Here is a 23,589-nt window from a genome sequence, read left to right as displayed (position 1 = left end):
GCCGCTCTCGGCGTTTCAGTGGCGGGTGTGGTCGGTGGCCACGTCGATGAGGTGCTTGGCCTCGTCGGGGGTGACGTGGCGGTACCGGATGTGGATGCGGCAGCCGGGGTGCGGGCAGCGGATGGTGCGCTTGCCGTTGAGGAGGGCGAGCGCGTCGGAGATGGCTTCCGAGAGCGGCGGCGGGGCCTGGTTCATGGGGTGGCCTTTCAGTGTTGGTTGAGGGTTCCGGTGGCGCGGCCGAACATCCCGGACGCGCTGATGTTCTGGGTGACGTGCTGCACGGGCGCCGCACCCCGGCCGGTGGCTCCGCGTCCCGCGCGGAGGAGCATCGGGGCGATGACGCCGGCGGCGATGAGGGCGATGGCGGCCCAGAGGGCTTCGGTCATGGCGATCAGTCCCGGGGCGGCGTAGGAGATTCCGAACCCGGCCGCGGCGATCCCGCCGCCGACGGTCGGGGCGAGCAGGGCGGTGGTCTTGGCCCACGCGGGGACCGGCGTCGCGGCCGGGGCGGGCGCGCGGGTCTGGGGGTGGGTGTAGACGAGGGTCCGGTAGCCGTTCGGCAGGGTGACCATCTCGACACCGGCCGGGAGTTCGGTGGGCAGCATCAGGGGGTGCTGGACCGTGGTCGGGTAGACGATGGGGTCCCCGTAGCGGGTGGCCGGGGTGGCGCTCTGGGCCGTGTGCTCATAGGGCATTGCAGGCTCCTGGACGCGGTGCGGGCGGCCCCGGGATGGTGGGGCCGCCCGCTGTGGGTGGTCGCTCTGCGTGGTTCTAGTGGGGTGTGGCTACTGGGTAGTGGGTAGTGGGGTCCCCAGTAGAAAGGGCCTGTTGGGGGCCCGTGGGGGTGCTAGTGGGGTGTTCTACTGGGTAGTGGGGCGTGCCCCACTACCCAGTACCCGGTAGCTGTCCGTGCACGGTTCAGGCGTGGTCGGGGTGGACGTAGACCGAGTGCGGTCCGTTGTCGCGGTAAACCAGCTCGCCCCGTTCAGCGGCGGCCCTGAGGGCGGCGCGGACGGTCTTGCGGTCCTTGCCGACGAGGTCCGCGACGGCCGCGGGCTTCATGCCCTCGGCTCCAGCGGCGTAGATCGCGGTGACCGCTTCCGGCAGCCAGCCCGGACCGGCATCCCGCCCGCTCTCGCTCCGATGCGCGGACAGGTTCAGCCCCGGCCGCCGCGGCGCCTCCTCCTCCGGCTCCGGCTGGGGCGCGGTGGTGAACTCGACGGACATGAGCCGCTCGAACTCGGCGTCCACCCCGTCCGTCTCGGTGACGGCCGGCGCCTGGTCTCGGTGGGCGGAGAGGTTCAGGCCTCCGACGGTCCGATCCGCCGGCGCCGGGCCACTGGTGTCGGGCGGGGTCAGGCTGTGTTCGTGGTTGCTGATCCAGGTAGTGCGCCCGTGGTCCCACCGGCGGGCGTAGTCGGCCCCAGCCGCCTTGGCGGAGACGGCGTCCAGGCGGGGGTGTCGGTCCGAGGTGGCGTGGACGATGTCGCGGATCTGGGTGGGCAGGATCCGCCACGTCCCGAAAAGACCAGCCGGGGATTCGGGGGTGCCCATGAACCCGGTGCCCTTGTGGGGCGCCTGCTCAATCCGCAAACCGCGACCACCGGGGAACAGCTTGGACAGGTCCATGCCCTCGGTCGCCCCGCCGGTCAGGACCACCCGCGTTTTGGCCTCCCGGCGGATCATGACGTTGCCCAGGACGGCGCCGGTCGCGCCGAGCGCGGTCAGGACGGTGCGGATGCCCATTGCGCGGAGCATCCGGATCACTTCCAGGATCTTCTTCGCGAGCTTCCGCTTCTCGGGCTCGTTGCTGACGAGGATCTCCGCGCCCTCGTCGATGACCAGCATGATCTGCGGAATCTCGTGACTGACGGGCAGGAGGTCGGTGTTGGCCTTGGCCATGAGGTCCTGGTATGCCCGCTTGCGGTAGAGCCCGATCCGCAGCGCGGCATCCAGCATCAGGTCGGCCTCCTCGTGGGATGCGGCCAGCCAATCGATCCCCGGCCGCACCGCCTGCCCCTGCCCCGACCCGTCCATGGCGGGGCGGACCCAGGGCAGGCCGGCGGATCCGGCGTTGAGGTCGATGACCCAGGTCAGGATGTCGGTGGCACGGGCGAATCCGGCCAGGATGACGTGGACCATGTTGGTCTTACCGGAGCCGGTCGGGCCGACGACGAGGGCGCACTGCTCACGCAGGTAGGTGAGGATCGCGTCCGCGTTCGTCCGGTACCCCCACGGGATCCCCGTGTGGACCGACAGAGGGCTGTAGTCGGTCGGGTAGGCGACCTCGGCGGCCAGCACGTTGACGGTGGTGACGTCGATGAGGACGCGGCCCTGGTCGATCCCCGGGGAGGCTGCGGCGGTGCACCCGTGCGGGAGCCGGGCGTCCGCGCTGAGGCGGGCGTTCTCTTTGGCGATGCGGTCGTAGGTGGTACCGCCGGCGGGGAGTTCGGCGTCGATGGTGAAACCGGTGTTCGTCGGCCACATCTCGACCGCCACGACCCGCAGGGTGATCCCGCAGACCCGCTGAACCCGGTCCACCCACTCGGCGGCGATGGCCCGCCGGTCGGCGGACAGTTCACGGGCCACCTGCCGCTCGGCGAGGGCGATGGCTTCGAGTTCGCGGGCTTCCTCGTAGAAGCCGACGGAGCGGGCCGCGGCTCCCATCCCGACGCCGATCACGGCGAGGGAGCCGAGGGCGGTCCAGTTCAGGGGGCCGGTGGCCAGGGCCCATGTGGTCCAGCCGGACCCGAGCAGCCAGGAGGCGGCGCGGGCGCCGATCGTGCGGGCAGCGAGCTTCTGCCGCAGCCCCGACGCGGTGTGCCCGATCGCACCGACCGTCCCGACGGCCAACGCCCAGCTCGGGGGCATGTGGGCGAGGGTGCCGACGGTGGCGACCGCGTACGCGCCGGTGGTGGCGGAGAGGGCGCCGGTGATGGGGCCGTGGCCTGCGGCCCAATCCAGGGCCAGGCCCTCGTGCTTGATGGCGGAAGTGGTGGTCATCAGACGTTCCAGCCCTTCTCGGCCTCGGGCCCGTTGCGGGGGTCCTCGTGGCGGGCGATGTCGGCCTCGTGGGCCTTGCGGAAGGCCGGTCCGAGGTCTTCGGCGACGGCGGTCGCGGAGTTGAGGGCGCCGTAGATGTCGGCGAATCCGTCGGCGACTTCCTTCTCCAGCGGGAACTCGGTGTCGGAGCGCTCCGCGAGGATCTGCATGACGTTCGCGATCGAGGCGAGGGCTTCGGGGAGGCCTTCGATCATCGCGAGGATCTCCATCGCGTTCTCCGGCTCGTAGGCCTGGGCCGCGGCTTCCATCTCGGCGGCGAGCTCTTCGAACCTGAACCCGGATGCGTTGCTCACAGCTACTCCTTGGCTGGCGGGAGGTGCGGGAACGTGCGTGGTGGGACGGGCCGCCGTGTCGCCGAGCAGGTCGCCCTCGGCGTCCTGGGCGCGCTCGGTCTGGGCCTGTTCTTCGGCGGCCTGCTCGTCGTCTTCGAGCTGGGCGCGGATCTCCTCGTCCCGCTCTTCGCGCTCGGCGCGGGCCCGGCCGACGAGGAACTGGTAGAGGCGCCGGCCGGGGAACATCAGCCAGTTCCAGCGGAGCCTGCGGCCGAGGGGGGTGGTCACCATGCCGAGGACGCCGAGCGCCGCGCCGAGCACGGCCGCGGCGGCCCGGCGGGCCAGAAAGCGGGCGGCGGACCGGCGCAGCGCCTGCCGCGCGGCCCTCTGGGCGGGGGCCTGCAGGGCGGCGACCCGCCTGCGGTGCGCCGCCTCCTGCACACCGGCCCGACCGGCGACGACAGCTCGGCCCGCGCTGCGGTCCCGTATCGAGCGTGCGGCGCCGACGGCCCGGTCGCGGACGGCAGCGGCCCCGCCCATGGCCCTGGCCAGAGTGCGGGCCGCCGGGCCGCGGCCGGTGGCCCGCACTCCTGCTGCACGCTCGGTGGCCCGTACGGCCCGCCGGGTGTCGGCGACCTGACGGCGGGCCTGCACGGCAGCCGTGCGGGCGGCGGACCGGGTCGGGGCCTGCGTCCTGGCCTGCGAGCGCAGAGCCTGAACCTGTCCGGCCCGGCCACCGGCCAGACGGCCAGCCGCCTGCACGGCACGCTGCCGGGCCGACGGCCTACCCGCCTTACCGAAGGCGGCACCGGCCCGGCCGCCGGCCGGATTGCCCGCACGGTGCCGGGCCTTCCCGGCGCTCTTGCGGGATCCGGCCCCGCCACCGCCACTGCTGCCGGTTCGTGGGCTGGTGCGGGGCTGCATCGGGATCCGCCCCAAGCCGCCACTGCCCGCGCGGCCGCCGGAGGCCCGGGTACTGGCCGGGGTCGAGGTCGCCTTCGAGGTGAGCTTCCTCTTCCCGGCCTTGCTGCGCTGGTGGGCGGCGGCGGTGCCGAGAACGGCGGCGCCGGTCATGGCGATCGCGGCGGCGATCGGGCCGCCGGTCAGCGCGGCCGTGGCCAGCAGTCCGGCCGCGGTGTTCGTCCCGGACAGGGACAGCGGCACCACGGGGTAGCCCCCGGCGGTGTGCTCCACCTCCTTCGCGGGGGTGGACGCGCTTGTCTCGGCCAGGGCAGGGGCGCTGGTGGCTTCTTGGGGTGGAGCCTGCGGTTCGACGGTCGTCTCGGTCATGCTGAACGTGCTCCTTCAGGGGAGAAGAGGGCCCGGCCGACGCTGTAGGAGGCTGGCGGCCGGGCCCTGCTGAGTGGTTCAGGCGGCGTGCTGGTCTTCGGGGTACGCGCAGGGGACGCACATGCCGAGCGAGGCCGGGATCACGTACCCGGCATCGCGACGGCAGTGCGGGCAGGTACGGCGGGCCGTGTTGGCCTTCGCCAGAGCTGCGGCCTTGGCCGGGGTCATGGGGCGGACCGGGCGGGCCAGCTCTATCCGGTAGAGGAAGGCGATCAGCGGCCCGCGCCGGTAGCGGGGCCGTTCCACCTGGGCGACGACGTCCTGTCCGCCGGGGCGGAGGCCGGCCGCGCGGAGCTGGCGGCGGGTGGCCAGGCCGTCGGGGGCCAGGCGCCAGGTGTAGACGGGCAGGGTGGACATCAGCTCACCCCTGCGGGGAGGGCGGCGCGGTCCTCGTTGAGGCGTTGGTAGAGCTTGTGGACGTAGGAGGTGGACCGGGTGGAAAGCCGGGCCGCCTCCGGGAGGCTCTTGCCCTGCACCCAGCACGCGCGGATCACGTTCGCGGCTTCATCGGCGGACAAGCGGGCAGGTTCCCGTTCCACCCGGTGGACCGAGGTGGACGCGAGAGGGAAGGCCGGGTGGAACACCAGCCCGCCACCACAGATGACCAGCGGCTTCGCGTGGCCCCGTACGGGCGCCGGGACGGACGTAGTGGCTGAGGGTGTGGGTGCTGGGGGCGGAGTGGATGCCTGGTGGACAGGGGTCGCGTCCACCTCGTTCGCTCCGGCGTCCACCTGGGCTTGGAGCTGGGCGATTTTCGCGAGGATCGCGTGCCGGTAGTGGCTGATCGCTTCGGCGAGAACGATCAGGAGGACCGGGGGGATGGAGTGGAGGACGAGCCCGGCCGGGTCGACCGCGCGGGGGATGCCGAACGCGGTCCCGGTCGGCCACAGCGAGCTCCAGCAGTTCATCACCCAGGTGCCCAGCCCGGCGAACCAGCGCAGCACGGCGGCCCAGCCAGAGGAGGTGAGCCCGTACTCGGAGAGACGGCCGTCGAAGATGAGGACCGCGCCGAGCGCGACGGCGACCATCGGGTCGAGCATCCACGCGATCCACGGCGACACGTGGTGGTCGATCGCGAACATCGTCACGTTCGACGCGGTGAACACCAGCGCCACGAACGCGACCGTCACCAGCACCTTCGTCAGTTTGGACAGCAGCCCGTTCAACGCCTCCACCTGAGCGAGGAGCGCTCCCTGTGAACCAGTCGTCCGGACGCTGGAGTTCACGACGTACCTCCGTCGTCTTCGGTGAAGACGAACGGGGCGTAGGTGACGGGCTCCTCGGCGGTCCGCCGGCGGATGATGCTCGCGTTCTCCCACGGGTCCCCACCGCGCGAGAGCAGCACCGCGAGAGTGACCCGCAGGTCGCTCGTACGGTGCGCCAGCAGCCGGTGGTAAGCGCGCTCGTCGGCGTCAGCGAGGGACGGCAGCGGGACGTCGAGGGCTTCCACGATCGCCCTGAGCAAGTCGGTGACGGCAGCGTTCTCGGTGCGCTGATTCATGCGGCACCGCCAGGCATGCTCGCCGCGGCGGCCCGGTTCGTCAGCGTCCGGTGGGCGTTCAGCACCTTGCGGCGGGCCCGGCGGATCCGGCGCTCGTCCAGCTCGGAGGGCGCCCGGTCCAGCACGGCGATCTCCGCGTCGAGCAGTTCGACGTCCGCCTCGATGAGCGGCATCTCCCACTCGATCGCGTCCAGCTCCGCGTCCGACGGCTCCAAGCCGTCGGACCACGGGGTAACGAGGTTCTGAAGTGCGACGATGTGCTTCATGAGTCGTGTTCTCCCTAGCAGGTGGACGGCTCGAAGCGGCCCCGGTGTTAGAGCACCGGGGCCGCACGTCGTTGGGGGTGGAAGGTCAGGCCGGGCGCGGGTAGTGGCTGGCGCTCGGCTGGGTGTGGAACGGCTGTTCCTGGCAGTCCTCGGACCAGCTCTGGTGGGTCCAGCAGGTCTTGCGGTCGTCGCCGTGCATGCCGGCGTCCTCCAGGTCGTTGTCACGCTGGATGGCCGCGGCGAGCTTCTTGTCCATCTCGAACCCCTTCCGGGGCCGGTCTCTCCGGCTCCCCTCAACCCCGCACGTAGAGCGCCGAAGCGCCGGACGCGCGGAGGAGGCAGCCGCCCTGAGTGGCGAGGCACCGGCTATCCCGGTGTGTCTTCGCGGCGGCTCAGGGGATGACGCGAAGGGCGTTCCCGACGCGCCGGTCCAGCGCGGTCGGGGCCCGAAGTCTTAAGCGGATCACGATGTCCTCCTACGTCTTCAACTCGGATGCAGCACTGCAAGGGGGACCAAGTCCCCACCCTCCGGCCGTTGCTCGCGGTCACCGGGCCACCTCGCCAGTCGGGCGCCAACCACTCGCCCTGTCCCCTGGCCTTTAGCGGGATTGCAGCGTCCCCGCCCTCAGCTGTTCATGCTCGTCGCAGGCATCCATGCAGGTCAGCGCGAGGTAGCCGCATTCACTGCATGGGATACATGCTTGAACATGTATCCCACATTGGCGGTTCTGGTTGAGGCTGTCAAGCTCTTCGCCTCAGCCGGTCCGTCCTGTGGTGTGACATCAGAGTGCCGCCGAAGGGTGGGACGAAGTCACCACGTCCCTGGACGACTTGGGACGTCCTCGATAGCGTTCTGCGGGGCGGCTGCGTCCCTAGACGTCCCTGGGGGTTGGATGGCGAACGAGCGGTTACGGTCCGCGATGCTGACGCAAGGCGTCGCCGTGGATGCCCTGGCGGAGCACCTTGGGGTCGACCCCAAGACGGTGGAACGCTGGATCACCAAAGGGCGGGCGCCATACCGGCGCCACCGCCTTGCCATCTCGGCCTTCCTTCGGGAGGACGAGGGCTACCTGTGGCCCGATGGCCTGCCGGACGGGCAGCGTAAGGACGCTGCGGATGCCGAGGTGTTGAAGGTCTACCCGCATCGGTCCTACGTGCCGGCGGACCTATGGCTCCAGCTATTCGGCCGGGCGGAACGGGAGATCGGCGTGCTGGTGCACGCGGGTGTCTTCCTCGCCGAAAATCCGCGCTGGCCACAGCTACTCAGGTTGAAAGCGGCGGGCGGTGTCCGGGCCCGCATCCTGCTCGGCGACCCGGAAAGCCCAGAGATCCGGCGCCGAGGGGATGAGGAGGAAATCGGCGAAGGCGTGGCCTACAAGGTTCGCGAGGTGCTGAAGCTCTATCGCCCCCTGTACTCCGTTTCGGGGATCGAATTCCGTCTCCACCGGTCGACTCTGCACAACTCGCTCTATCGCTCGGACGACGAGTGGTTGGTGAACACACAGGTGTACGGGGTGAGTGCGCCCCTGACGCCGGTCCTCCACCTGCGTAAGGTCGCCGGTGCTGAGCTGGTCTCCACATATCAGCAGAGCTTCGAGAAGGTCTGGTCCGAAGCTGTCCCCATTGAAGGGTGAGCATGAGTCGCCGTACGGACTACTTCAACGATCCCAATGCGCCGAAGGCCAACAGCATCGTGCCTGCGGTGACGGCATTCGTCGTCAACGATGCGGGTGATGTGCTGCTGGAGCGCCGATCGGACAACGGTCGGTGGGGAATGCCAGGGGGAGTCCAGGAGATCGGAGAGAACATCGCGGGAACGGTCGTCCGTGAGGTTCTGGAGGAAACCGGGATCCAGGTTGAGGTGGTCGGCCTGGTAGGCATCTTCACTGACCCCGGCCACGTCATCGCGTTCGCGGACGGCGAGGTTCGTCAGGAGTTCTCGCTCTGCTTCCGGGCCCGACCGCTCAGCGGCGAGATCAAGGTGAGTTCGGAATCCCTGGAAGTGCGGTGGATTCCGCGCGCGGACGTGGACTCCCTTGACGTGTCGCCCACTACTCGCCGGCGGCTGGACGAAGGCTTCCGCGACTTGTCCGTTCCCCGGATTAGCTGAGCTTGGACTGCTCCGTCTCGAAGGCGCGCTGACGTACGCGGGTGACGCGGGCCAGCAGCTCGGGCCGAGCCGCGGATACGGCCCGGAACACCACGTGCTCCGGGCCGTACCGGTCGAGAACTTCGGTCAGCCGCTCCGCCGGATCCACGAGCGCGCCCACGGGGCTGCTGGTCAGGTCGCAGTAGGTGATTGCGTCCACCAGTACGGGCTCTGCGGGGCCGAACTCTGCCAGCCTCTCGCTCAGCCCCAGCTCGGAAGCCTCCCACGGCGACGAAGTATGGAAGGCCACGATGCTGCACAGCCGTGGGTCGGCACCCACCACGTCGCGCAGATAGCGCGCCCCATCAATCATGTGTTGACCCGTGTCCACGGCTGCTCGGGCGTACCCGACGTCGTGCGCAATGGCCGCTGCGGCCAGTAGTTCTGCGTCCTCGCCAAGTACCGGGGCCAGTGTCAGGGCCTGCGAGTAGACGCGCTGGGAATGGGCCCACCGGGTCGGCAGGCTTTCGGCGAGCAGGGACTCAGCGAGATCGTGAGCCCACTTGGCCAGCTGCATACGAGTTCCCCCAAGCTGTCGAGAATCAGGTTGCCGGGCCCACGAACCGCCCGACTCCGTGCTGAGCGTGAATGTGCCCTGCGCCTTCGAGTTCGTGCACGGCGCGGCGGACGGTGCCCCGCGCGACCCCGTAGGACTCGGATAGCTCGGCCTCGCTCGGAAGCCGAGCGCCGGCAGGCAGCTCGCCCGTCCGAATGCGGTCCAGAAGGTCCGTCATGATCCGGCGGTACGGCGCCACCTGTGACCGGCCGCCTACCTGCCGACCGACCCCGGCGACGGTGGTTACGTCACCGGCCTCCTCCAGCGCACGAAGCGCGCGGCGGACGGTCGTGCGGGCCACGCCGAACTCCCGCCCGATCTCCGCTTCGGACGGAAGGCCGTCGGGGTAGGTCCCCTCGGCGATCCTTGCCCGCAGGGCTTCAGCGATCGTCAAGTACGTCCCGCGCGGGCTGGGGTTCGTCACGCGCTCCTCCTTCTTCCGCCGCGTGTGCGGTGGTGCCTGTCGACGTCCGTGCGGTCCAGCTTCGCAGAGGGTGAAGGCCTGGCGTCTGGTGCCTTAGACGGACAGGATGCCCACCATGGGAAGAAAGGCTGCCGACGGCAGCTCAATACTTATGCACAAGATCAAGCTTGGGTGCGCGGGCATGGTCGTCGCGGCGTTTGCTGCCCTCCTAGTGGTCGGTGCGATCTTCGATGAGGACGACCCGGAGCCACTCAAAGCCAAGGTGGGGACGTGCATGGCGACGAGTGGATCCACTCCGAGCCTCGTGCCGTGTGAATCTGCTGCGGCAGACGCGAAGATCCTTCGCGTCTTTGAAGGTCGTACCAGCCTCGATCTGTGCCGACAGGTTGTGGGCGCCACAGGCGCCGTCGAGCTCATAGGTACTTGGCGTGTTGGTGGTGAGCAAGGGATCGACGTCGCAGAAACCGGAGACAAGAGCATCGTGTGCACCGGGCCCAAGTAGAAGTCTGGGCCGTCCGTGGGCCGTCAGGTGACGGCCCACAACGCCTGACAAGGCCCAACGACAACCAAGAAGGGCCCGGCGCGCTCCGCGCCGGGCCCTCGTCTTTCACCTGCTAAACCCAGGTGTCCAGCCACATCCGGTTCTGCCAGGAGTCCATCGGGATGGTCTGGCCCGTGTAGATGGGCCAGAAATAGATGAAGTTCCAGACGATCAGGAGGACCAGGACGCCCGCCCCCACCGCCCCCAGGGCGCGGCGGCGTTCCGAGGAGCCGGCCGGGCCCAGCAGGGCGCCGATCATCATGGCCACCGCCAGGCACAGGTACGGGACGAAGACCACCGCGTAGAAGAAGAAGATGGTCCGCTCCTGGTAGTTGAACCAGGGCAGCAGGCCCGCGCCCAGCGCGCACGCGATCGCGCCCGCCCGCCAGTCGCGGCGGAAGAACCAGCGCCACAGCACGTACAGCAGCGCGAAGCAGCCCGTCCACCACAGCAGCGGCGTGCCGAGCGCCAGCACCTCGCGCGCGCACTTGGCGGTCTCCGTCGCCGGGCAGCCGTCGGTGCCGGGCGCGGGGGACTCGTAGAAGTAGGAGACGGGACGGCCCAGGACCAGCCAGCTCCACGGGTTCGACTCGTAGGTGTGGCCCGAGGTCAGGCCCACGTGGAACTTGTAGACCTCGGTCTCGTAGTGCCACAGGCTGCGCAGCCACTCCGGCAGGAAGGACCACGAGCTGTGCTGGTCGTTCTTGGCGGCCCAGTCGCGGAAGTAGCCGCCCTTGCCGTTGTCGGGGGAGAGGATCCAGCCGAGCCAGGAGGCCACGTAGACGGAGATCGCCACGGGGACGGTGGAGAGGAAGCCGGGCAGTGCGTCGCGGCGCATCATCGCCGCGTACGGGGCGCCCGCGCCCGCCGTGCGGCGCGCGGCCGCGTCCCACAGGACCATCATCACGCCGAAGAAGGCCAGCACGATCAGGCCGTTCCACTTCGTCCCGAAGGCAAGGCCCAGGCAGACGCCGGCCAGGAGCCGGTACGGGCGCCAGCCCAGCTTCAGCGTCTCCGCGATCCGGGCGTCCGGCCGGGTCCGCCCCTCCTCGTCCACCGGGAGCGCCGCCGCGAGCCGGGCCCGCACCTTGTCCCGGTCGATCACCAGCGCCCCGAAGGCCGCCAGCACGAAGAACATCAGCACCAGGTCGAGCAGGGCGGTGCGGCTCATCACCAGGTGCAGGCCGTCCACCGCCAGCAGGAGACCGGCCAGGCAGCCCAGGAAGGTGGAGCGGAACAGCCGCCGCCCGATGCGGCACAGCATCAGTACGGACAGGGTGCCGAGCAGCGCGGTCATGAACCGCCAGCCGAACGGGTCGAAGCCGAACATCCACTCGCCCAGCCCGATCACCCATTTGCCGACCGGCGGGTGCACGACGTAGCCCGGGTCCAGCGGGAGGGAGACCCCGTCGGGGTTGGCGAGGATCGACTTGTCGATGTCCTTGGGCCAGCTCGCCTCGTAGCCCTGCCGGACCGTGGCCCAGGCGTCCTTGGCGTAGTACGTCTCGTCGAATATCACCGCCTTCGGGGTGCCCAGGTGGACGAACCGCAGCACCCCCGCGACCAGCGCCACCAGCAGCGGCCCGGCCCACGCCAGCACCCGCTCCCAGCGCACCGCCGCGGCCGGCCCGATCCCGATCTGGGCCCACAGCTGTGCGGACGGCCGGGCGTACGGGGGCACCAGGCGGGTGCGCACGTCCGACTGCCGCTTCGCCCCGGCGGGCTGCACGTAGCCGAAGGCGCGCAGCCGGCGCAGCCAGGCGGACGGCTGGTCGACGGGGTCGGGGCCGGACCCGGCCTCGGTGGCGGGCGGGGCCCCCGCAGGGCTGGGCGGCGGCGTCGCGGTACTGGTCACCGGCACATCGTAGGGAACGACCCTGTGCCGGACCCAGGGGGACGGGAGTGTGGGGCGCGGCGGTTGGGGCGGCTGAGAGGATGGGGCGGTGACCACTGACCAGCCCCGCGCCGCCGAAGCCCCCTCCCCGGAGTCCTCGCAGGCTCCTTCCCGCGCGTCCTCCCCGGCACCCTCCGACGCACTCGCGGGAGGCGTCCTCGTCCTCGCCGGCACCCCCATCGGCGACCTCGCCGACGCGCCGCCGCGGCTCGCCTCCGAGCTGGAGCGGGCCGATGTGATCGCCGCCGAGGACACCCGGCGGCTGCGCAGGCTGACCCAGGGACTCGGTGTCTACACCACCGGCCGCGTGCTCTCCTACTTCGAGGGCAATGAGTCCGCGCGCACCCCCGAACTGGTCGAGGCCCTGGAGGCCGGCAAGCGCGTCCTGCTGGTGACGGACGCCGGCATGCCCTCCGTCTCCGACCCCGGCTACCGGCTCGTCGCCGCCGCCGTGGAGAAGGACATCAAGGTCACGGCCGTCCCCGGGCCCTCCGCCGTCCTCACCGCGCTCGCCCTCTCCGGGCTGCCCGTCGACCGCTTCTGCTTCGAGGGCTTCCTGCCGCGCAAGGCCGGCGAGCGCCTCGGCAAGCTCCGCGAGGTCGCCGCGGAGCGCCGCACCCTCGTCTACTTCGAGGCCCCGCACCGGCTCGACGACACCCTGGCCGCCATGGCCGAGGTCTTCGGCGCCGACCGGCGCGCCGCCGTCTGCCGCGAGCTGACCAAGACCTACGAGGAGGTCAAGCGCGGCGGGCTCGGAGAGCTGGCCGCCTGGGCCGCCGAAGGCGTGCGCGGGGAGATCACCGTGGTCGTCGAGGGCGCCCCCGCCGCGGCCCCCGGCGACGTGGACGCCGAGGAGCTGGTGAACCGGGTACGGGTGCGCGAGGAGGCGGGGGAGCGGCGCAAGGAGGCCATCGCGGCAGTCGCCGCCGAGGCCGGGGTACCCAAGCGCGAGGTGTTCGACGCGGTGGTGGCGGCAAAGAACGCGGCACAAAAGTCGCCGTGAGTCGGTAAAGGGCTAACCTGAAAAGCAAAGCTCGCACCGCGCGCAGACCGCGCACAGGGCGCTTTGGGCATGACTGGCCCAAGGCCTGTCCAACACTGGACAGGGCCTGATGCGCTCCCGCCGGAAGAGGCGTCCACTGGCAATGGCAGCAGTGGAACAAGAGGAGCTGGCATGAGTGAGATCGCCGAACCCCAACCGGTCGCCGGACCCGTCGCTTCGACCGTCGCCGCGCCGGCCGCCCCGGCCGTGCCCGCGACGGACTCCGCCCCCGCCTCCGTGCCGACCGTGCACGAGGCGTACTCCTTCGCCTGCATGAAGTGCGGCTACGGCTGGGAGCAGGGGTACGAGATAGAGCACCACACCGACGCCAGGGGCCTGCCCTTCATCGTCTACACGGCGGACGGCGAACGGGTCCCCTCCCCCCTCTCCAACCCCACCTGCATGAACTGCGGCGGCCACGTCGTGCGGATCATGCGGGAGGGCCAGGTCAAGTCGGTCATCGGCATGCTCGACCAGCTCTACCACCACCGCGCGGCCCCCGGGATCGCCGGCCCGGTGCCCGCCGGGTACACGGTGAAGCCCCCGAAGCCCCGCAGGGCCACCCTGCACGAGGCCCCCGGACCGGTCCCCGTCGAACAGCCCGGGCTGATGGCCCGGCTGCTCAGGTTCTTCCGCCGGTCATAAGATCGGCCGCATGAGCCGTAGCACGCCGAACGATGCGCCGCCCCCGCTGCCCGAACCGCTCCGGGTGGCGGTCGCCGACTCCCACACCCACCTGGACATGCAGTCCGGCACCGTCGAGGAGGGCCTCGCCAAGGCCGCCTCCGTCGGGGTGACCACCGTCGTCCAGGTGGGCTGCGACGTGAAGGGCTCCCGCTGGGCCGCAGAGACCGCCGCCGCGTACGAGAACGTCCACGCGGCCGTGGCCCTGCACCCCAACGAAGCCCCCCGGATCGTGCACGGGGACCCCGACGGCTGGTCCCGGCAGGGCGCCCGGACGGGCGGCGGCGAGGCCGCGCTCGACGACGCGCTCGCCGAGATCGAGGCCCTGGCGGCCCTCGCGCACGTGAAGGCGGTCGGCGAGACCGGACTCGACTACTTCCGGACCGGCCCGGAGGGCATGGCCGCGCAGGAGCGTTCCTTCCGCGCGCACATCGAGATCGCCAAGCGGCAGGGCAAGGCCCTGGTCATCCACGACCGCGAGGCCCACGCGGACGTACTGCGCGTCCTGCGCGAGGAGGGCGCCCCAGAGCGGACCGTCTTCCACTGCTACTCGGGCGACGCGGACATGGCCCGCGAGTGCGCCGCCGCCGGCTACTACATGTCCTTCGCCGGAACCGTCACCTTCAAGAACGCGGCGCCGCTGCGGGAGGCCCTGGCGGTGGCCCCGCTGGAGCTGGTGCTCGTGGAGACCGACGCCCCGTACCTCACCCCGGCCCCGTACCGCGGGCGGCCCAACGCCCCGTACCTCATTCCGCTGACCGTACGGGCCATGGCCGCCGTCCGCGGCATCGACGAGGACGCGATGGCGACGGCCCTGGCGGCCAACACGGCCCGCGCCTTCGCCTACTGACCCCACGGTCGGCCCCCCTCATCCGCCCTCGTCCTGCCTCACCCGTTCGCCACGTTCCGTAGCCGCCCGGCTTTGTAGCGTGACGACCGCTCCGCTAGGGTGCCGTGCCCGAAGCAGCCGGACGGACCAGTGGAGCGAGCGCGATGAGCGATGTGGCCTGGCCGGCCGGTGGACGCGACCCCTGGGCCGTGGCCCCGGACCCTCGCCCGGACCTGCCCCTGGACCCGTACGCGGGCCCGCCGGCCCCGGACCTGGACCCGTACGCGGCCCCCGAGGCGCCGACCCCGGACCGCGACGCCGGTCCGGGGACGTTCCGGGACCTGGACCCGTACGCGGGGATGGCGGCGGGCCCGGCCGCTGACCTGTACCCGGGGCGGGGCCGGGACACCGGCCCGTACGAGGGGGCGGGCCAGGCCGCCGACCCGTACTCGGGGCCGGGCGCGGACACCGACCCGTACTCGGGGCCGGGCACGGACACCGACCCGTACCCGGCGGCGGGCCCGGAGAGGGATCTGATCCCGGGGTTGGCCCCGGACCCGCATCCGGAGCCCGCGGTGCCGGCGCCCCGGGGCGGCGGGCGGCGGCGGACGGCGGCCGAGCCGGGGGCGGGCCGCCGGGCTCGCGGCCGGGCCCCCGCCCCGGCCGGTCCCGCGCCGGGCCCCGAGCCGGAGCCACCCGCCACCGGCCGCCGGCGCCGCGCCGCACCGGCGGCGGTCCTGGACACCGCCCCCGCCCCGGCCGGACCGGTTCCCGCGGGGACCGGACGCCGCAGGGGCGGGGGCGCGGGCGGGACCGGACTCGGCACGGTGCCCGCACCGGCGGGCCCGGGCCCCCGCCCCGCCCCCGGTCCGAGGCGGCGCCGCAGCGCCGCCCCCGCTCCCCGCGACACCTGGCGCCGCATCGTGCCGCAGGCCCTGGTCGTCGCCTTCCTGGCGGGCGGCACCACCGCCTTCGTCGCCGCCGACAAGGCCGTACGCCTCACCGTCGACGGAGTCCCCCGGACCCTGCACACCTTCGCCGACGACGTGGACGAGCTGCTCGCCGCCGAAGGACTCGGCGTCGGCCCCCACGACCTCGTCGCCCCGGCCGGGGCGGTGGCCCTCGACGACGGGGACGAGATCGTCCTGCGCTACGGCCGCCCGCTGAGCCTGACCCTCGACGGACAGCGGCGCGAGGTGTGGACCACCGCCCGCACCGTGGACGGCGCGCTGCGCCAGTTCGGCATCCGCGCCGAGGGCGCCTACCTCTCCGCACCCCGCACCGCCCCCGTCCCCCGCAGCGGCCTGGCCCTCGCCGTCCGTACCGAACGCAGCATCACCTTCATGGCCGACGGCCGCGAACGGGTGATCCGCACCAACGCGGCCACCGTGCAGGAGGCCCTCGGCGAAGCCGGGATCACCCTCCACGGCCAGGACACCACCTCGGTGCCCGCCGGCTCCTTCCCGCGCGACGGCCAGACCGTCACCGTGCTCCGCATCACCGGCACCCGCGAGATCCGCGAGGAACGCGTCCCCTACACGACCGAGCGGGTCAAGGACCCCTCCCTCTTCGCCGGCACCGAAGTCGTCGAGCGCGCCGGGCGGCCCGGGGCGCGCAGGGTCACGTACAGCCTGCGCACCGTCAACGGCGTCAAGCAGAAGCCCCGCAGGATCGCCGAGGAGACCGTCCGCGAGCCCGTCAGCCAGCTCGTCAAGGTCGGCACCAAGCCGCTGCCGACCTCCGTCCAGGGTGCCGACGGCCTCGACTGGGCCGCGCTGGCCCGCTGCGAGTCGGGCGGACGGCCCGGAGCCACCGACCCCTCGGGCACGTACGGGGGGCTCTACCAGTTCGACGTGCAGACCTGGCAGTCCCTCGGCGGCAGCGGCCGCCCGCAGGACGCCCCGGGCCCGGAACAGACGTACCGGGCGAAGAAGCTGTACGTCCAGCGGGGGGCGAGTCCCTGGCCACACTGCGGCCGTACCCTTTATCGGTGAGCACAGCAGAGCAGCAGCCCGAAAACACCGCGCCGGAGACCTCCGAGCCGCAGACCTCCGCGCCGGAAGCCTCCGCGCCCGAGACGTCCGCACCGGAGACCTCCGCCCTCCTCGGCGCGGCCGACATCCGGGAGCTGGCCGCCGTACTCGGCGTACGGCCGACGAAGCAGAAGGGCCAGAACTTTGTCATCGACGCCAACACGGTGCGCCGCATCGTGCGCACCGCCGAAGTCCGGCCGGACGACGTGGTCGTCGAGGTCGGTCCGGGGCTGGGCTCGCTGACGCTCGCACTGCTGGAGGCCGCCGACCGGGTCGTCGCCGTCGAGATCGACGACATCCTGGCCGCCGCGCTGCCCGCAACCATCGAGGCGCGGATGCCCGAGCGCAAGGACCGCTTCGCGCTGGTCCACTCCGACGCGATGCTGGTCAAGGAGCTCCCCGGACCGCCGCCGACCGCGCTCGTCGCGAACCTCCCCTACAACGTGGCCGTGCCCGTCCTGCTCACCATGCTCGACCGCTTCCCCAGCATCGAGCGGACCCTCGTCATGGTGCAGGCCGAGGTCGCCGACCGGCTGGCCGCCGAGCCCGGCAACAAGGTGTACGGGGTCCCCTCCGTCAAGGCCAACTGGTACGCGGACGTCAAGCGGGCCGGCGCCATCGGCCGCAAGGTCTTCTGGCCCGCTCCGAACGTCGACTCCGGACTCGTCTCCCTGGTCCGCCGGGCCGAACCGGTCAAGACCACCGCCTCCAAGGCCGAGGTCTTCGCGGTCGTCGACGCGGCCTTCGCACAGCGCCGCAAGACGCTGCGCGCGGCCCTGTCCGGCTGGGCCGGATCTGCCGCGGGCGCGGAAGCGGCACTGGTCGCCGCCGGCGTCTCCCCGCAGGCCCGCGGCGAATCCCTCACCGTCGAGGAGTTCGCGGCGATCGCCGAGCACAAGCCCGCCGCCGAGAGGCCCGCGCTGTGAGCGGGTCGGTCACCGTACGGGTCCCCGCGAAGGTCAACGTCCAGCTGGCGGTGGGCGCGGCCCGGCCGGACGGCTTCCACGACCTGGCCAACGTCTTCCTCGCGGTCTCCCTCCACGACGAGGTCACCGCGACCGCCGCGGCCCCCGGCGAGCTCACCGTGACCTGCGCCGGCCCCGACGCCGACAAGGTGCCGCTCGACCGCACCAACCTCGCGGCCCGCGCGGCGGAGATCCTGGCGGAGCGGGCAGGCATCGCACCCGACGTGCACCTCCACATCGAGAAGCGGATCCCGGTGGCGGGCGGCATGGCCGGCGGCAGCGCCGACGGGGCGGCCGCCCTGCTCGCCTGCGACGCCCTGTGGGATCTGAAGACCCCGGAGGAGGAACTCCTCGCCCTCTGCGCGGAGCTGGGCAGCGACGTGCCGTTCAGCCTGGTCGGCGGGGCGGCGCTGGGCACCGGGCGCGGGGAGATCCTGACGCCGGTCCCGGCCGGCACCTTCCACTGGGTGTTCGCGGTGGCCGACGGCGGGCTCTCTACCCCGGCGGTGTTCCGCGAGTTCGACCGGCTCACCGCCGGCACCGAGGTCCCCGTCCCGCAGGCCTCCCCGGCCCTCCTTGCGGCGCTGGCCTCGGGAGACCCGGACGAGCTGGCCGCCACCCTGGCCAACGGGCTCCAGCCCGCGGCCCTCTCCCTGCGCCCCTCCCTCGCGGACACCCTCGCGGCGGGCACCGGTGCCGGGGCGCTGGCCGCCCTGGTCTCCGGCTCCGGCCCCACGACGGCCTTCCTGGCCCGCGACGCCGAGTCGGCACTCAAGGTCGCCGCCGCCCTGAACGCCTCCGGCACCTGCCGCAGCACCCACCTGGCCTCCGGCCCGACCCCGGGCGCGACCGTCCTCTGACACGACCGCCCCGCGCAGCTGCCCGGGGTGCCGGGCCCGGGTACCTAGGGGGAGTGAGTATCCGCGCCCTGTTGCCCGGCGGGGCCGCGCGGGAGCGTAGGGCTCATGGGAGCCAGCGCAAGCGACATCGCCGCCGCCACCCCCGCCACGCGGGACCGCTACGTCGACCTGCTCCGGGTCGCCTCGCTCGGGACCGTCATCGCCGGGCACTGGCTGATGGCCGCCGTCACCGCCGACGGCGCCATCGGGAACCTGCTCGCCGTCGTGCCGCCGCTCCAGGTGCTCACCTGGGCCCTGCAGGTCATGCCGGTGTTCTTCTTCGTCGGGGGGTTCTCGCACGCCCTCTCGTACTGCTCCCTCGCACGGCGCGCCGACGGCCCGGTCTACGCGGCCTTCCTGCGGGCCCGGCTCCGGCGCCTCCTGCGGCCCACCCTCGTGTTCGTGGCCGTCTGGACCGCCGCCGCACTCACCGCGCAGCTCCTCGGCGCGGGCGGCGGCCGGCTGACGGGGGCGGCGTTCCGGCTGGTCACGCAGCCGCTGTGGTTCATCGGGATCTACCTCGCGATGGTGGCCCTGACCCCGCCGCTGCTGAGACTGCACGAACGCTGCGGGTGGGCCGCCTTCGGGGCGCTGGCAGCCGCCGCAGCCGCCGTCGACCTGCTGCGGTTCGCGGGCGGTGTCCCGTACGCCGAGTTCCTGAACTTCGCCTTCGTCTGGCTCGCCGTGCACCAGCTCGGCTTCCTGCGCGCCGACGGGCGCATCCGCCGCCCGGCCGCCCTCGGCCTCGCCGCCGCGGGGCTCGCCGGGGCCGTCCTGCTCGTGGCGTACGGGCCGTACCCGCTCTCGATGGTCGGGATGCCCGGGGAGAAGGTCTCCAACATGGCCCCGCCCACCCTGGCCCTGCTCGCGCACGGGGTCTGGCTGGTGGGCGCCGTGGAACTGCTCAGGGCCCCTGCCGCCCGGTGGCTGGCCCGGCCCGCGGTCTGGCGCGGGGTGGTCGCGGCCAACGGGGTCGCCATGACGGCCTTCCTCTGGCACCTCACCGCGATGCTCGCCGTCTACGCCGGCCAGCTCGGCCTCGGCATCGCCCTGCCCGAGCCCGCCGGGGCGGCCTGGTGGGCGCAGGTCCCGGTCCGGTTCCTCGCCGCGGCCGCGCTGACCTGCGGACTCGTCGCGGTCTTCCGGCGCTTCGAAGCACCCGCCGCCGGGCGCGGCGACGGCTCCGGCGCCCGCTCCGGCGAAGGCTCCGCCGCCCGGCCCGAAGCCCGCCCCGGCCCCGGATCCGGCCCCCGCGCCGCCCTTGGGACGACGCTCTGCCTGCTCGGTGTCCTGGGCCTGTCCGCGACCGGCCTGGGCGGGCTCCTGGAGGGCCACAGCGCCACCCTGATCGCCCTCCCGGTCACCGCGCCCGCCGCGATCGGCATGGCGCTGGGCGGCTGGCTGCTGGTGGAACGGTCCGGCACTTCGCGGAGGGTTAGGCTGAGGGGCTGATCCACACCCCTTCCCTGGAGCGCTCCTGATGGCCGTCAACCTGGTCAATGTCGAGGCAGTCAGCAAGGTGTACGGCACCCGTACCCTGCTCGACGGCATCTCCCTCGGCGTATCCGAGGGGGACCGGATCGGTGTCGTAGGCCGCAACGGCGACGGCAAGACCACCCTCATCCGCATGCTCGCCAAGCTGGAGGAACCCGACACCGGCCGGGTCACCCAGTCCGGCGGACTGCGCATGGGCGTGCTCACCCAGCACGACTCGCTCGACCCCTCGGCCACCGTCCGGCACGAGATCATCGGGGACATGGCCGACCACGAGTGGGCCGGCAACGCCAAGATCCGCGACGTGCTGACCGGCCTCTTCGGCGGACTCGACCTGCCCGGCTTCGGCCAGGGCCTCGACACGGTCATCGGCCCGCTCTCCGGCGGCGAGCGCCGACGCATCGCGCTGGCCAAGCTGCTCATCGCCGACCAGGACCTCCTCGTACTCGACGAGCCCACCAACCACCTCGACGTCGAGGGCATCTCCTGGCTGGCCAAGCACCTCCAGGAACGCCGCTCCGCGCTCGTCTGCGTCACCCACGACCGGTGGTTCCTCGACCAGGTCTGCACCCGCATGTGGGACGTGCAGCGCGGTGACGTCCACGAGTACGAGGGCGGCTACAGCGACTACGTCTTCGCCCGCGCCGAGCGCGACCGCATCGCCGCGACCGAGGAGTCCAAGCGGCAGAACCTGATGCGCAAGGAGCTCGCCTGGCTGCGCCGCGGCGCCCCCGCCCGGACCTCCAAGCCGCGCTACCGCATCGAGGCCGCCAACGAGCTGATCGCCGACGTGCCGCCGCCGCGCGACAAGTCCGAGCTGATGAAGTTCGCCAACGCCCGCCTCGGCAAGACGGTGTTCGACCTGGAGAACGTCACCGTCCAGGCCGGCCCCAAGACCCTGCTCAAGCACCTCACCTGGCACCTGGGCCCCGGCGACCGCGTCGGTCTCGTCGGCGTCAACGGCGCCGGCAAGACCTCCCTGCTGCGCGCGCTGGCCGAGGCCGCCCGCACCCAGGGCGAGGTCCAGCCGGCCGCCGGGTCCGTGACCGTCGGCAAGACCGTCAAGCTGGCCTACCTCTCCCAGGAGGTCGGCGAACTCGACCCGTCCCTGCGGGTCCTGGAGGCCGTGCAGCGCGTGCGCGACCGGGTCGACCTCGGCAAGGGCCGCGAGATGACGGCCGGCCAGCTGTGCGAGCAGTTCGGCTTCACCAAGGAGAAGCAGTGGACGCCCGTCGGCGACCTCTCCGGCGGTGAGCGGCGCCGGCTGCAGATCCTGCGCCTGCTGATGGACGAGCCCAACGTCCTCTTCCTCGACGAGCCCACCAACGACCTCGACATCGAGACCCTGACCCAGCTGGAGGACCTCCTCGACGGCTGGCCCGGATCGATGATCGTGATCTCGCACGACCGGTTCTTCATCGAGCGCACCACCGACACGGTCATGGCCCTGCTGGGCGAGCCGAGCCTGCGGATGCTGCCGCGCGGACTCGACGAGTACCTGGAGCGCCGCCAGAAGATGATCGACGCGGCCGCTCCGGCGCCCGCCCCGGCCGCCGCCGGGAAGTCCTCCTCCTCCGGCGACGCGCGCGCCGCCAAGAAGGAGCTGCAGAAGATCGAGCGGCAGCTCAACAAGATGACGGACCGCGAGGGCAGCCTGCACGCCCAGATCGCCGAGCACTCCACCGACTTCGACAAGGTCGCCAAGCTCGACGCCGAGCTGCGGGAACTCATCTCGGACCGGGACGAGTTGGAGATGCGCTGGCTGGAGCTGGCCGAGGAGGCGTAGCGCCTGCCCCGCCTCCGGGGCCCGTGGGTCCCAACTGGCCGATAACGGCGGCATCACGGGCCGGTCCTCCCTTGGGTACAGGGGTCGGACCGGCCCGGTCTTCTTCCGGCCGTCAGTGATAGAAAGGGCTTCCTCCCACACCCGAAGCCGAAGGTATGCGCTGATGACCGAGCCGCCCCAGCCGCCGAACCAGCCGCCGAACCCTTCCGGTTACGGACACCTGCCGGGCCCCCCGCAGCCCGGCTACGGCTTCCCGCCGCAGGGCGAGAACCCCTACGCGCAGCAGTCCCAGCCGCAGGGCCCGTACGGCCAGCAGCCGCAGGGCCCGTACGGACACCAGCCGCAGGGGGGCTACGGCTTCCCCCCGCAGCCCCCGCACATGCCCCCCGGCGCCCCCGGCATGCCGCCGGCCCCCTCCGGCGGGCCGAAGAAGAAGGCCGTCGTGCTGATCGCGGCCGCCGTCGCGGGCGTGCTCGTCCTGGGCGGCGGTGGCTGGTTCCTGCTCGCCGACGGCAAGGACAAGGGCGGCGACAAGGCCGTCGGGCAGGACTCCACGCCGCCCGCCGACGACAAGGCCTCGCCCTCCGCCTCCGTGGACAAGGGCGACGGCAGCGGCAACGGCGGTGAGGAGCAGGAGGACCTCAACGCCGGCCGCAAGCAGGGCGAGGGCAAGGTCCTCTGGCTGAAGTCCAGCACGATCGACGGCCCCGGTGGGGGCGTCGACTCCAAGGGCCAGTGGATCGTCGGGGACACCGTCGCCAAGACCGTCTGGAAGTCGGTCACCGGCTACGGGGTCAAGGACGGCAAGGAGAAGTGGAACTTCACCCTCCCCGCCATGATCTGCGGGGTCACCGACATGACCGCCGACGGCAAGACCGTCGTCCTGTACAAGAACGGCGAGTCCGACACCGCCGACTGCAACCAGATGCGGATGATCGACCTCAAGGCCGGCAAGGAGGGATGGTCGAAGGAGATTCCGAAGGAAGGGCTCTTCGACATCTTCAGCAGCCCTGACCTCGCCCTCACCGGCGACACCCTCGTCATCAACCGGATGGGCACCACCAGCGCCTTCAAGGTCAGCACCGGGGACAAGCTCTTCGACAGCAAGCGGGAAGAGGGCTGCCAGCCCAATGACTTCGTCGCCATGAACGGCAAGGCGCTCGCCGTCGCGACCTGCCAGGACACCGACAAGACCGTCCAGGTCATGGACGCCGACCCGGTCACCGGCAAGAGCACCTGGATCTACAAGCTCCCCAAGGGCTTCCAGGTCAAGAACGTCTACTCGCTGGACCCGATCGTCCTCGACCTCGCCAACGAGGCCAAGGAGCGCTCCATCGTGGTCCTCGGCCCCGACGGCAAGCAGCGCGCCACCGTCTCCGGCGAAGGCAGCTTCCCGGTCGGCTGCGGCGGGGTCTTCAACCGCTCGCTCCAGAGCTGCGGTTCCTCCTACGTGGACGCGAACACCCTCTACCTGCCGACCAAGGCCGACATCGGCAAGGCGAACGAGATCGTCGCCTTCGACCTCGGCACCGGCAAGGAGAAGTGGCGCACCCCGGCCGGCGAGGGACGCACCCTCACCCCGCTGAAGGCGGCGGGCGGCCAGATCGTCGTCTACCGCGAGGCGGAGAGCGAGAAGGGCGGCGAGGTCCTCACCATCCCGGCCGCCGGGGGCACGCCCACCGCGGTCCTGCGCAACCCGTCGGGCCCCGCCGCCCCGGTGGAGAGCTCCTTCTTCTCCCCGTACGTGGACTACGTGGACGGCAGGCTGTTCGTCTCCGCCTCCCGTCTGGACGCGAAGAACAAGAGCGAGAAGTTCCTGATGGTCTTCGGCAAGTGAGAGC

General features: G+C 72.1%; 24 protein-coding genes. 12 read left to right on the top strand and 12 right to left on the bottom strand.

From position 1 onward, the window contains the following. Positions 1–15: 15 nt before the first annotated feature. From NLX94_RS28180 to NLX94_RS28140, 9 genes are all read right to left on the bottom strand, one after another. Entirely contained in the window at positions 16–195 is a 180-nt protein-coding gene (locus NLX94_RS28180) for a hypothetical protein (RefSeq protein ID WP_254385903.1), read from the bottom strand. Positions 196–206: 11 nt separating this feature from the next. Further along, complete coding sequence (locus NLX94_RS28175) at positions 207–695, bottom strand: hypothetical protein (RefSeq protein ID WP_374684037.1); 489 nt, start codon at positions 693–695, stop codon at positions 207–209. Between the two features lie 223 nt (positions 696–918). Further along, positions 919–3,003, bottom strand: a complete 2,085-nt coding sequence (locus tag NLX94_RS28170; RefSeq protein ID WP_254385902.1) for a hypothetical protein — start codon at positions 3,001–3,003, stop codon at positions 919–921. Next, on the bottom strand, positions 3,003–4,625 hold the full coding sequence (locus NLX94_RS28165; RefSeq protein ID WP_254385901.1) for a hypothetical protein: 1,623 nt from the start codon (positions 4,623–4,625) through the stop codon (positions 3,003–3,005). The genes NLX94_RS28170 and NLX94_RS28165 overlap by 1 nt, the downstream gene beginning before the upstream one ends. Positions 4,626–4,703: 78 nt before the next feature. Next, a complete protein-coding gene (locus NLX94_RS28160) occupies positions 4,704–5,042 on the bottom strand; it encodes an RRQRL motif-containing zinc-binding protein (protein WP_254385900.1) in 339 nt (112 codons plus the stop codon). After that, entirely contained in the window at positions 5,042–5,911 is an 870-nt protein-coding gene (locus tag NLX94_RS28155; RefSeq protein ID WP_254385899.1) for a hypothetical protein, read from the bottom strand. The genes NLX94_RS28160 and NLX94_RS28155 overlap by 1 nt, the downstream gene beginning before the upstream one ends. After that, positions 5,908–6,186, bottom strand: coding sequence for a hypothetical protein (locus NLX94_RS28150; protein WP_254385898.1), 279 nt, complete (start codon positions 6,184–6,186; stop codon positions 5,908–5,910). Before NLX94_RS28150 ends, NLX94_RS28155 begins: the two co-directional genes overlap by 4 nt. Then, entirely contained in the window at positions 6,183–6,452 is a 270-nt protein-coding gene (locus tag NLX94_RS28145) for a DUF6284 family protein (RefSeq protein ID WP_254385897.1), read from the bottom strand. Before NLX94_RS28145 ends, NLX94_RS28150 begins: the two co-directional genes overlap by 4 nt. 85 nt (positions 6,453–6,537) lie before the next feature. After that, complete coding sequence (locus NLX94_RS28140) at positions 6,538–6,708, bottom strand: hypothetical protein (protein WP_254385896.1); 171 nt, start codon at positions 6,706–6,708, stop codon at positions 6,538–6,540. A gap of 637 nt (positions 6,709–7,345) precedes the next feature. On the opposite strand from NLX94_RS28140, the gene NLX94_RS28135 reads away from it, so the two are divergent. Both NLX94_RS28135 and NLX94_RS28130 read left to right on the top strand, forming a co-directional pair. Continuing rightward, on the top strand, positions 7,346–8,086 hold the full coding sequence (locus tag NLX94_RS28135) for an XRE family transcriptional regulator (protein ID WP_254385895.1): 741 nt from the start codon (positions 7,346–7,348) through the stop codon (positions 8,084–8,086). Positions 8,087–8,088: 2 nt separating this feature from the next. Beyond that, on the top strand, positions 8,089–8,562 hold the full coding sequence (locus tag NLX94_RS28130) for an NUDIX domain-containing protein (RefSeq protein WP_254385894.1): 474 nt from the start codon (positions 8,089–8,091) through the stop codon (positions 8,560–8,562). Here NLX94_RS28130 and NLX94_RS28125 read toward each other — a convergent pair. Both NLX94_RS28125 and NLX94_RS28120 read right to left on the bottom strand, forming a co-directional pair. Next, positions 8,555–9,118: an HD domain-containing protein gene (locus NLX94_RS28125; RefSeq protein WP_254385893.1), complete on the bottom strand. Its 564-nt coding sequence runs from the start codon at positions 9,116–9,118 to the stop codon at positions 8,555–8,557. The genes NLX94_RS28130 and NLX94_RS28125 overlap by 8 nt on opposite strands. Positions 9,119–9,143: 25 nt before the next feature. Beyond that, on the bottom strand, positions 9,144–9,581 hold the full coding sequence (locus tag NLX94_RS28120) for a GntR family transcriptional regulator (protein WP_254385892.1): 438 nt from the start codon (positions 9,579–9,581) through the stop codon (positions 9,144–9,146). 106 nt (positions 9,582–9,687) lie between these two features. On the opposite strand from NLX94_RS28120, the gene NLX94_RS28115 reads away from it, so the two are divergent. After that, positions 9,688–10,083 (top strand): hypothetical protein, encoded by a 396-nt coding sequence (locus NLX94_RS28115; RefSeq protein WP_254385891.1) that lies wholly within the window; start codon positions 9,688–9,690, stop codon positions 10,081–10,083. A 112-nt stretch (positions 10,084–10,195) separates the two neighbouring features. On the opposite strand, the gene NLX94_RS28110 is transcribed toward NLX94_RS28115, so the two are convergent. After that, on the bottom strand, positions 10,196–11,977 hold the full coding sequence (locus NLX94_RS28110; RefSeq protein ID WP_374684036.1) for a dolichyl-phosphate-mannose--protein mannosyltransferase: 1,782 nt from the start codon (positions 11,975–11,977) through the stop codon (positions 10,196–10,198). 88 nt (positions 11,978–12,065) lie between these two features. Here NLX94_RS28110 and rsmI point away from each other — a divergent pair, with 88 nt between their 5' ends. The 9 genes from rsmI to NLX94_RS28065 all read left to right on the top strand — a co-directional run bounded on the left by rsmI (position 12,066) and on the right by NLX94_RS28065 (position 23,585). Then, positions 12,066–13,019 carry a 16S rRNA (cytidine(1402)-2'-O)-methyltransferase gene (rsmI, locus tag NLX94_RS28105; RefSeq protein ID WP_308402558.1) on the top strand — a complete coding sequence of 318 codons (954 nt, stop codon included), beginning with the start codon at positions 12,066–12,068 and terminating at the stop codon, positions 13,017–13,019. 312 nt (positions 13,020–13,331) lie between these two features. After that, positions 13,332–13,703 carry a hypothetical protein gene (locus NLX94_RS28100; RefSeq protein ID WP_254386081.1) on the top strand — a complete coding sequence of 124 codons (372 nt, stop codon included), beginning with the start codon at positions 13,332–13,334 and terminating at the stop codon, positions 13,701–13,703. A 10-nt stretch (positions 13,704–13,713) separates the two neighbouring features. Further along, positions 13,714–14,592 carry a TatD family hydrolase gene (locus NLX94_RS28095; protein ID WP_254385890.1) on the top strand — a complete coding sequence of 293 codons (879 nt, stop codon included), beginning with the start codon at positions 13,714–13,716 and terminating at the stop codon, positions 14,590–14,592. A gap of 716 nt (positions 14,593–15,308) precedes the next feature. Beyond that, positions 15,309–16,565: a ubiquitin-like domain-containing protein gene (locus NLX94_RS28090; RefSeq protein WP_374684039.1), complete on the top strand. Its 1,257-nt coding sequence runs from the start codon at positions 15,309–15,311 to the stop codon at positions 16,563–16,565. 125 nt (positions 16,566–16,690) lie between these two features. Beyond that, entirely contained in the window at positions 16,691–17,530 is an 840-nt protein-coding gene (gene rsmA, locus NLX94_RS28085; protein WP_254386079.1) for a 16S rRNA (adenine(1518)-N(6)/adenine(1519)-N(6))-dimethyltransferase RsmA, read from the top strand. Next, on the top strand, positions 17,527–18,429 hold the full coding sequence (locus NLX94_RS28080) for a 4-(cytidine 5'-diphospho)-2-C-methyl-D-erythritol kinase (protein WP_254385889.1): 903 nt from the start codon (positions 17,527–17,529) through the stop codon (positions 18,427–18,429). The genes rsmA and NLX94_RS28080 overlap by 4 nt, the downstream gene beginning before the upstream one ends. A 105-nt stretch (positions 18,430–18,534) precedes the next feature. Beyond that, positions 18,535–19,920 (top strand): acyltransferase, encoded by a 1,386-nt coding sequence (locus tag NLX94_RS28075; protein WP_254385888.1) that lies wholly within the window; start codon positions 18,535–18,537, stop codon positions 19,918–19,920. A gap of 28 nt (positions 19,921–19,948) precedes the next feature. Then, on the top strand, positions 19,949–21,748 hold the full coding sequence (locus tag NLX94_RS28070; RefSeq protein ID WP_254385887.1) for an ABC-F family ATP-binding cassette domain-containing protein: 1,800 nt from the start codon (positions 19,949–19,951) through the stop codon (positions 21,746–21,748). A gap of 163 nt (positions 21,749–21,911) precedes the next feature. After that, a complete protein-coding gene (locus tag NLX94_RS28065) occupies positions 21,912–23,585 on the top strand; it encodes a PQQ-binding-like beta-propeller repeat protein (RefSeq protein WP_254385886.1) in 1,674 nt (557 codons plus the stop codon). Positions 23,586–23,589: the final 4 nt, after the last annotated feature.

It is taken from the genome of Streptomyces sp. TBY4 (assembly GCF_024213195.1).
In the GTDB taxonomy this organism is placed as follows: Bacteria; Actinomycetota; Actinomycetes; order Streptomycetales; family Streptomycetaceae; genus Streptomyces.
Note: the sequence above shows the minus strand (reverse complement) of the source record. Positions and strands in the feature narration are given on the sequence as shown.